This window comes from Candidatus Hydrogenedentota bacterium (assembly GCA_018005585.1).
In the GTDB taxonomy this organism is placed as follows: Bacteria; Hydrogenedentota; Hydrogenedentia; order Hydrogenedentales; family JAGMZX01; genus JAGMZX01.
In genome coordinates, this window is record JAGMZX010000084.1 from 1 (window position 1) to 9325 (window position 9325).

Here is a 9325-nt window from a genome sequence, read left to right on the forward strand (position 1 = left end):
GACTTCGACCTGCGCGCCGGGCACGGGCTTTTGCGTTGCGTGGTCCAGCGCAACAATCCGTAGCGAAGCCTGACTTCCCGCCAGGAAGTCTCGCGAGGCAACGAGCCGCGTCTCCAATTGCGGCAGCGTGTCGATCACGCGCATGGCCGCCCGCTCCTCCCCGCCAAAGGCCTGAAAACGGTATTCCAGGAAGCATTCCGGCACCCGCGCCTCGGGCAGCGGCACGGAAATCTCCATGACCCGCTCTTGGCGGCCCGGCGGCAGTGATACCGCCTCGGACTTGCCCAGCAGGTCGTAACCGTTCAGGTCGGCCACGCGAAAATGCAATTGCCGTTCCACCGTGCGGCTGCCGGGATTCTCGACTGCGTAGTGGACCCGCACGCCGCCGTCCGTGCGTTCCAGCCAGATGGCTTCGCGGTCCATCCACTGCGCGCCCGACTGGGCCGCCGCGGCGCCCGCGAGACATGCGCACACCGGCACCGCCAAGCACAACACAGACATCACCGAATATCGATTCCACATGGTTCGGCTCTCCTATGGCTCACAAACCCCTGCTCTTTCATCCTTGAGACACCATCCGCAGTTCCGGGTTCGCGCCGCAGAACGGACCCCAAGGCCCCGGCACAGGCATGAATAACACTATATACCATTCAGGGGCCGCGGACTGTCTCCAAGTTCATGAGACTGTCGACGACGCTTAATTGCCTGCCGCTCGTAGGTGTGAGGCATGCCTCGCCCCTGTATTTCAAGGCCCGCGTGGACTGGCTTGGGAAAAGCACAAGGGGTAAACTCAGGCGCGATGCAGCTTGTTGCGGCAGAATGCTCAACGGAAAGATCGCAGCGCGTGAGCCGGGAACACACGATTCGGACGTCAGTGCCGGCCGGATGGCGGATGGCGGGGTTCGCACTGCCGGTCGCGGTCGTTTTTCTGGCGCAAACCGCTCTCGCCGCGCCGGGCGCGTGGCCGGAGCCGAGGCAGAACGCGCACCTGACGGCCGTGCAGCCGCTCCCGGGCAAGATGCGCGAAGCGCCGCGCGTCCTCGCGCGCTACAATCTCGGCTGTACTGCGCCAGGCGTTCAGCGCGCGTCTCAGCCGGGCGGCGCGGAGACGGGTCTCGCGATTGTGGGCGGGGCCCTGTTTGCGTTTACACCGGACAACGCCCTGAAATGGACGTCACATCCCCGGGGGCTCAATTTTACGGCGATCGCAGCTTGTGAAGACCTTGACGGCGATGGACTCGCCGAGGTGCTGCTGCAGGCGGGCCGGCCCGAGCCGCCATATGGCGCGGCGGTGCTGGTAGACCTCGAATCGGGGGCTGTGCGCTGGCGTTACGATGTCGAACCGATGTCCTATGCGTGGTATCTCCATGCTGGCGCGTACTGGCCCGATATGCCCGCGAAACAGATTCTCGTGCTCATGCATGGCTACCCCCCCGACGAAGAGAACGGCTATGCCGCGCTGTTCGCGTTTGACAAGCCCGGCGAGCCGCCCAGGCAGCGCTGGCGTTATGATTTTCACCAGTACACGTGCTTTCCCTCGCTTCTGCGCACGGATTTCGACGGCGACGGCACGCGCGAACTCGTGGTCGAGACGCACAGCCGCATGTGGTTCCTTGACCCGGTCAGCGGCGCGATGGAGCATTTCGAGACGTGGGACGTGGCCCCGGCCAACGTGCGCAGCTATGGCCTTGTCGAGTTTGTCGACCTGGACCGCGACGGGCGCGAGGATTTTCTGTGCATCGCCGACTTCGCGCAGCACCACGAAGTGCTGTTGAACCGCGGCGGGCATTTCGAGCGCGCGTGGCTCCATGCGTGGGGCGAGAGCGTTACGACTGGCAAGGTGGACACCGCGTATCCGCAGCCCGCGTACGGCGATGTGGACGGCGACAACGCGCTCGAGGTGGTCGTGAGCGTATTTAACGGTGAGGGCGAAAATGCGTGGAAACTGCGCGTGTATGACGCTGTCACGGGAATTATCGAGCATGGCGGGGCGGGGCTTGTCCCGGTCACCATCGTCGACGTGAATGGCGACGGGGCGGCGGACATTGCCGCGAACCGCGTCGACACCGCGTCCGTGGAGGCCACTTCGGGGGCGTGCGTGCTCTCGGGCAAGAACGGAGACTGGCTGGAAATCTGGTCGGACCCGGGCACGCGCATCGTGCCTTCGCCACAGCCGGGTCGCGTGCTCCTGAATCGCGGCGGCGTGATGAAGGTATTGCGCGGCGATGGCAACGGTGTCATGGAAACGGACCCTGCGCCCACCGCATCCTCGCCGAGGCCCGGTTTCGAACACATCCCGGCGATGGCGTCAGCCGAGGCCGCTCCCACGCTGCTCCTGGCGGACCTGGGCCGCGGCGGGACCGAACTGCTCGCGCACGGCGGCGGGCGCACGCGGGTGTTGCGTTGGCAACAGGAAACGCTCGTTTTAACCGGCGAATACCCCTCCCTTTCGATACCAGTCGTGGCTGATTTCGATGGCGACGGCGCGCCGGACTTGGCGCGCACCGAATTGGGCGCCGCCCGGCTGCCGGTGGTCGAGGCCGTCACCCCCGCGCGGAATAACCGCGTCCTCTGGCGCACGGAATTGCCTGCGCCGACCGGGACCGGCCTGCCCAACGGCCAGGCCGCGTATGCGCGCGCGGGCCGGCTCGCCGGCGCGGCCACGCCCGACCTCTATGTGTGGTTCGGCGCCCCGGCGGCACGTAGCTTCTGTCTCGACGGTAGAACAGGGCGCCTGGTCTGGGAACAGGGCGAACGGCCCGAGATCGAGCGGTTCTGGGGCCCGAGCGTAAACCTGGCCAGTGTGTACGATTTCAACGGGGACGGCGCGGAAGACCTCGTGTTCACCAACCCGGATTACTTTTGTGTGGCCGACGGGCAGACTGGCGCGCCGCTGCTCGGGCCTCTGTTTCCGCCGAAGATTTTCAGTCAACCGAGCCAAGGTCTCTATACCTTGCCGGCCATCCTTGAGCGCGTCCATGCGGAACCGCTCGTGTGTCTCGTGGACGGCCATTACTTCCAGGGCGTGATGACATTGCACGCAGACCCGAAATGGCACCGTATCTTGAAGCCGGGCGAGAATCGCGCGGGCGCGGAAGGGTTCCTCCAGGTAACGGACGGCGCGTGGCTCATGGGTTTCGGACGTCAAAACGGCACTTTCGCGTGCGTCAACGCCGAGACGGGCGCGCCGCGATGGGAACTGTCCGTGGAGGCGTCGTCCAGCGACGTGCTGACCTGCGACGTGGACGGCGATGCCCGCCATGAATTCGTGTTTGCGACGAGTCACGGCGAACTCTGGGCGGCCGGCGACGATGGCTCGACGCCACGCATCGTCTGGCGCGCGCCGCTTGGCGCACCGGCGGCGGGCGCGCCCATTGCGGGCGACATCAACGGCGATGGGTATAGCGAGGTGGCAGTGACGCTCGCAAACGGGGAGTTGGTGGTTCTGGGCGCAAAGAGCTGAGCCCGGCCATTCCGGCCGTCTTCTGAATCCTGTGTCCCGGGTTCTCCCGCCATTTCTTGGGCCTTCGAGGGCTATTGTGCAGAATGCGCGTCTGTTGTATATTCATTCTGCGGTGTTTGAGAGTTCTGAACCAGGGCCAGAAGGGGCATCTGGTGGTGTTCTGCGGAAGTTTCGCGATATCGGGGGGTACGGCGCAGCAGGCGCGGGCACGGCGCACCCGCGCTCGATGTGGACTTTCGTCACAAGCCGTTATGCCCAACAGGTGGGCCATAAGGGTTCCGGCATCAAACGTCTCGTGAAGAACAGGAGGTTCCTATGAGAAACCGGGGTTTTACGCTCATCGAACTCTTGGTCGTCATCGCAATCATCGGCATTCTGGCGGCTATCCTGCTGCCCGCGCTGGCCCGCGCGCGCGAATCGGCCCGGCGCGCGAGTTGCCAGAACAACCTGAAGGAACTCGGGCTGGTACTGAAGATGTACTCGAACGAGGACCCGGGCGAGCGGTTCCCCACGATGCAGGCCGGCGTGTACAACTGGCACAACGTGCGGCCCGCTTCGATCATTGACCTGGTCCCCAACATGTTTACGGTGTACCCGGAATACTTGAACGACCCGTTCATCCTGGTCTGCCCTTCCGATTCGGAAGCGGGTGAGATGGCGGAACGGTTCACGCCGCCCAACAGCGACGAACTGTGCCTGAACTATTCCTGGCCCACGAGCGACGCCGGCAGCCGCTGCGCCAGCGCGGCAGACTGCAGCTACACGTACCTCGGCTGGGTGTTCGACCGTTACGCCGTAAAGCACGGCTTTGCCGACCTCAACGCGCTGATCGTCATCTTCTCCGCGGTAGGCGAGGCGGACATGATCCCCGCGAACCCGCCTACGGAAGGCGTGCGCCAAGTAGTCGGCGCCATTGAAGCGTTGTTTACTCCCGAGTTCGTCACTGCCGTGCTGAATGACGATGGCCCAACCATGGCGAAATACGTGGACGATGACATCACGCTCGTCAGCACCTACGCGGGAGAAGGCAATGGCGGCAGCGACACCGTCTACCGGCTGCGCGAGGGTATCGAGCGGTTCCTGATCACGGACATCAACAACCCTGCGGCCAGCGCTCAGGCCCAGAGCACCATTCCCGTGATCTTCGACCAGCTTGCGGTGGTGCCCTCGGCGTTCAACCACATTCCGGGCGGGTCGAACGTGCTGTACATGGATGGCCACGTCGATTTCCTCAGATACGAGCAGAACGGCGACTCGCTCTGCAACAAATACGTGGCGAACCTGCTGGGCGTCATGGCGGCAGTCTTCTAGCCAATACCGCAATCGGCACCAACAAGCGTCTTTGCCCGGGTAATCGCGGCGGCGCGGTTACCCGCGCATCTTTCAATTCTTGCGTTTCATACAGCCGTTTATCCGTGCTATGGTGTTTCCATTCAGGCCGGCACGCATAAAGGAAGGAACACATTATGGTCAAATCACGCATCATTCGGCGACGGGAATTCCTGAGCATGACCGCGACGGGCGCCGTCGCGGCGGCCATGGGCGCATGCACAACCATAGGGAGAACCGCAATGGCAGCTGCCGGGAGCAAGCGGATAGCCACCTTCCAGTGCGACGTTACCCCGCCGCTGGGCACGCCCATCTACTCGAGCTTCAAGGGTCTGGAGGTCATCGAGCATCCCCTGCTCGCAAAGGGCATTGTGCTTGAGGACAATGGCGCGCGCTACGTGCTGTGCGCGGTCGACTGGTGCGAGATCTGCAACTCGACCCACGACCTGTTCCGCCAACTCCTCGCGGAGGCGGCAGACACCCGACCGGAGTTTGTCGCCGTGCACACCGTGCATCAGCACACGGCGCCCATGGCCGACAGCGACGCCATCCGCATCTTTGCGCAGACGGAGAACCCGTCGCCTTATCCCGCAATCGAGACCTTCGAGGAACCCGCGGCGCGGCTCGCCGCCGCCGTCAAGAGTGCCGTCGGCGCGCTGCGCCCGTGGGACCGGCTCGGCCTGGGCCAGGCGAAGGCCGAGCGGGTCGCCTCGAACCGGCGCATCCCGGCCGGCGACGGCAAGGTCGGGTTCCGCGCGAGTTCCTGCACGGACCCGGCGATGATCGCGATGCCCGAAGGGCTGGTCGATCCCTTTGTGAAGACGGTCACCTTCGCACAAGGCGACGAGCCGGTCGCGCGCCTGCATTACTACGCGACGCATCCGCAGAGCTTCTACGGCGACGCGCGCGCGAGCTACGACTTCGCCGGCATGGCCCGGGAACGGCTCCAGACGGAGGAGAACGTGTTTCAGGTGTATTTCACCGGCTGCGGCGGCGATATCGCGGCGGGCAAATACAACGACCGCACCCCCGAGGCGCGCGAAGGCCTGTATCAGCGGCTTTATGCGGGCATGAAGGCCGCCGCCGACGCGACGCACTATGAACCCGCGGCGGACATCGCCTGGAAAACGGCGCTGCTCCCTCTCACGCCCCGCGAGGACGCGGGCTTCACCGATGCGGAACAGCAGGCGAAGATGACACGCCAGGACGGCGTCTGGAGCACCCGTCTCGACGCAGCCATGTTCCTCGCCTTTCGCGCGCGGGCAAAAAAGCCTTTCGAGTTGAGCGCGCTGTCTCTTGGCAATCTGCGCATCCTGCATCTGCCGGGCGAATCCGTCATCGCGTTCCAGTTGTACGCCCAGGAACTCGCGCCGGAGCAGTTCGTCGCCGTGGCCGCGTACGGCGACTGCGCGCCGGCGTACATCTGCCTCGAATCGTTCTTTGACGAAGGCGGCTACGAGCCTACCGCGTCGCATGCCCTGCCCGAATCGGAGCACGCTATGCGCGCCGCCATCCGCGAACTGTTGAATGCCTGAGCCAGGCCGGGGACCTTTCATGCGAACCAGGAACCCGCGCGGCATGAGCCGCCGCCAATGGCTGACATCGGCGGCCGCGTGCCTGGGCTCGTGTGCGATGCTGCCCGCGATCGCGGGGGAACGGCCCGAGGTCACGCGCCCGCGCGCAACGTCCGGCGATGTTGCCTTCGAACCTGCCTGGGAGCAGCGCCTGACAGTCACCGTCGGGCCGGGCTCGGCGGACATCCCCGGTGTCACGGACAAGGCCATCCAGGCGGGCGTCGACTACATCGCGCGTTTCGGCGGCGGCACGGTCAAGCTGCTGCCGGGCGAATACACGCTGCGCAACGCCGTCTGTCTGCGCACGCGCGTGCGCATCGAGGGCAGCGGACCGGACACGGTGCTTACGAAAGCGCCCTCGGTCGAGACGACGCTTGCCGTGGATTCGGACTGGTATGACCAGGAGATTACATTGACGGATGCGTCGGGGTTCCTGGTGGGAGACGGGGTTTGCCTCATCACCGAGAATCCCGACACCGGCGGGCGCGAGGTGGTCAAGCGCACGCTTGTCGCGCACAGCGGCAGCCGGTTCAAGCTCGACCGCGCATTGCGCGAGAATTTCTGGGTCGAGAAACAGCCGGTGGCGGTTACGCTGTTCCCGCTCATCACGGCGGAAGAGGCAAGCGAGCTGGCTGTAGAAAACCTGACCCTGGACGGCAACCGCGCGAACAACGCGCACCTGGACGGCAACTACGCGGGCTGCCTCTGGTTTCAGGATTGCAGCCGCATCGTGCTCCGCGGCGTGACCGCGCGCAATTACAACGGCGACGGCATGAGCTGGCAGATTTGCCACGATGTCGTGGTCGAGAACTGTCACAGCCACGACAACGCGGACCTCGGCATGCACCCCGGCTCGGGCTCGCAACGGCCCACCATCACCGGAAACCGCATCGAGCGCAACGGCACGGGCCTGTTTTTCTGCTGGGGCGTCAAATACGGCCTCGCGGAAGGCAACGTGATCTGCGACAACGTGGATTACGGCATCTCCATCGGCCATCGCGACGACGAGAATCTCGTGCGCGACAACGACGTGCTGCGCAACGGCAAGTGCGGCGTCCTGTTCCGGCCCGAACGGGGCATCGGCTACACCGCTTCGGGAAATCGCGTCGAGGAAAACCGCATCATCGACAATGGGCCGGAAGACGGCGCCGCAGTCGATATCCAGGGCGTGACTTCCGGCAACACGCTGGCGCGAAATGAAATCCGCGAGACGCGCGGGCCCGCGAGCCGGGCCGGCATCCGCATCGGGGCGGAAACCGGCGAAAACACGCTTCAGGACAACCACATCGAGGGCTTCGCCGTCGCGGTGCAGGACCTCCGGCGGAAATGAGACCGGTTCGGCGCGCGCGGACGGCGGCTAAGCCGCCGAAGAGCCGATATGCACGCGGGTTGATATGGGCAAGCGTGTTCGTGGTCGCGCTCAGTTTCGGCGTTCTCGCCGAACAATGGTCCCTCCCTGTTGACGTCGCGTCGGAACTGACGTTTCCGCGCGTGCCCATGGACCCCGTCATCGATTTTGGCGGTCTGCTGGATGCGGCCGGCGTCAGCGAACAGGTGGACCGCGGCTCTGTGCAGGTGCTGGACATTGCGGATGGTGCCGAACTGCCCTGCGCTGTCGAATGGGACGCCACACGCCGCGACACGGCGCGGGTCATGTGGGCGACCACGAATCCCGAGCATCGCGCCTTCGCGATCCGCTTCCATACGGCGCCGTCGCCGTCCGCCGCGCCGGTTCCGGCCTATGTCCCCCCCATCGGCGTTGGGGATTTGCTCCGGTACAACGCGGACGCACCGCGCTGCGTCGCGCTGCCGTACCTCGGCGGCCTGGTGGACCTGAACGGCGACGGCCGCCGCGACCTCGCGGGCTGCTGGAACTACGCCTATCGCCCCGGCGAACCGTGGGACGGCGTGGTCTGTTACCCAGGCGCGTGCGAGGACGACGAGATGGTCTTCGGCGACCTGCTGCGCTTGCGCTACGTCGAAACCAAGGCTGACGCACATCCGAAAGACTTTCTTGGCACCTACATGTGCGCGGCGTTCGCCGATTTGAACCGCGACGGCGCCCTGGACCTCGTGTTTTCGCCACGGAACGGCGACCGGCTCAGCTTCTATCTCGATTCGGGCAAGCGGGACGCCGCCGGGCCGCCCGTTTTCGTGCGGGACGGCGAACTGGCGCGTCCCGCGGGCGCGTGGGCGCCCTGCCGCATCGTGGACCTCGACAACGACGGCGCGCTGGACCTCGTGCTCGGCAACCTCCACGCCGACGGGAACGCGGAGGTCCATTTCCTGCGCAACCGGAACCCCGACGGCTGGCCCTTCGACGCCGCGCCGCCAGTGCCGCTCGAACTCGCCGGGCCGCCCTGCTTCTTCGACATGGACCGCGACGGCAGGCACGATGCCGTGTGCCTCGTTCCGGTTCCGGGCGGCGGCGTCCATGAACAACGCATCGTCTGGCGGCGCAACGAAGGCGGGACGCCGCCCGCGTTTGCCGCGCCTGCGCCAGTGTCCGGCATCGATGTGACATATCCCACGGACCTCGCCGCCGTGGACACGGAACCGCGGGGTCTGCTGGTCCAGCACGACACGTTCCAGCGTGTCACGCTGTTCCTGCACGCGCCCACGGACGCGCAACCCGCGACGTTCACCCCGCTGGGCGCCGCGCGGTCGCCGTGCGCCGTGATGTCGCTGAGCGATCAGGCGTGGCCGTGCCTGTGCGACTGGGACGCCGACGGCGATCAGGACCTGCTCATCGGCGGCGGCTACGGCTGGCCACGCATTGTGATCAACGGCGGCGGGCCTGCGCGCCCGGCGTTTCGCGAACCGGCCTTGATCCCCGCTGACGGCGGCCCGATCAAGATTTTACGCAACGAAATCCTGGGCGAGCCCCATCATTGGCACAACATGGGATATCCGTATCCGGTCTTCGCGGACTGGGACGCGGACGGGCTGAACGACCTGC

At 65.6% G+C, this 9325-nt stretch carries 6 protein-coding genes; 5 read left to right on the forward strand and 1 reads right to left on the reverse strand.

Annotation, left to right across the window (positions count from 1 at the left end; translation table 11 throughout):
* On the reverse strand, positions 1–522 hold a 522-nt coding region (locus KA184_14420), incomplete at its 3' end, for a hypothetical protein (GenBank protein MBP8130769.1).
* 370 nt (positions 523–892) lie between these two features.
* Between KA184_14420 and KA184_14425 the strand changes: the two genes are divergently transcribed.
* From KA184_14425 to KA184_14445, 5 genes are all read left to right on the forward strand, one after another.
* A complete protein-coding gene (locus KA184_14425; protein ID MBP8130770.1) occupies positions 893–3463 on the forward strand; it encodes a VCBS repeat-containing protein in 2571 nt (856 codons plus the stop codon).
* A 315-nt stretch (positions 3464–3778) separates the two neighbouring features.
* Entirely contained in the window at positions 3779–4774 is a 996-nt protein-coding gene (locus KA184_14430; protein MBP8130771.1) for a DUF1559 domain-containing protein, read from the forward strand.
* 155 nt (positions 4775–4929) lie between these two features.
* Positions 4930–6327: a hypothetical protein gene (locus tag KA184_14435; GenBank protein MBP8130772.1), complete on the forward strand. Its 1398-nt coding sequence runs from the start codon at positions 4930–4932 to the stop codon at positions 6325–6327.
* A 19-nt stretch (positions 6328–6346) separates the two neighbouring features.
* Positions 6347–7696, forward strand: a complete 1350-nt coding sequence (locus KA184_14440; protein ID MBP8130773.1) for a right-handed parallel beta-helix repeat-containing protein — start codon at positions 6347–6349, stop codon at positions 7694–7696.
* A 74-nt stretch (positions 7697–7770) separates the two neighbouring features.
* Positions 7771–9325 (forward strand): VCBS repeat-containing protein (locus KA184_14445; GenBank protein ID MBP8130774.1); only part of this gene is annotated, 1555 nt, incomplete at its 3' end.

Bases quoted from the DNA above. Each gene is read 5' to 3' on its own strand.
- KA184_14425 (MBP8130770.1), top strand. From the start codon at position 893: ATGGCGGGGTTCGCACTGCCGGTCGCGGTCGTTTTTCTGGCGCAAACC.
- KA184_14440 (MBP8130773.1), top strand. From the start codon at position 6,347: ATGCGAACCAGGAACCCGCGCGGCATGAGCCGCCGCCAATGGCTGACA.
- KA184_14435 (MBP8130772.1), top strand. From the start codon at position 4,930: ATGGTCAAATCACGCATCATTCGGCGACGGGAATTCCTGAGCATGACC.
- KA184_14430 (MBP8130771.1), top strand. From the start codon at position 3,779: ATGAGAAACCGGGGTTTTACGCTCATCGAACTCTTGGTCGTCATCGCA.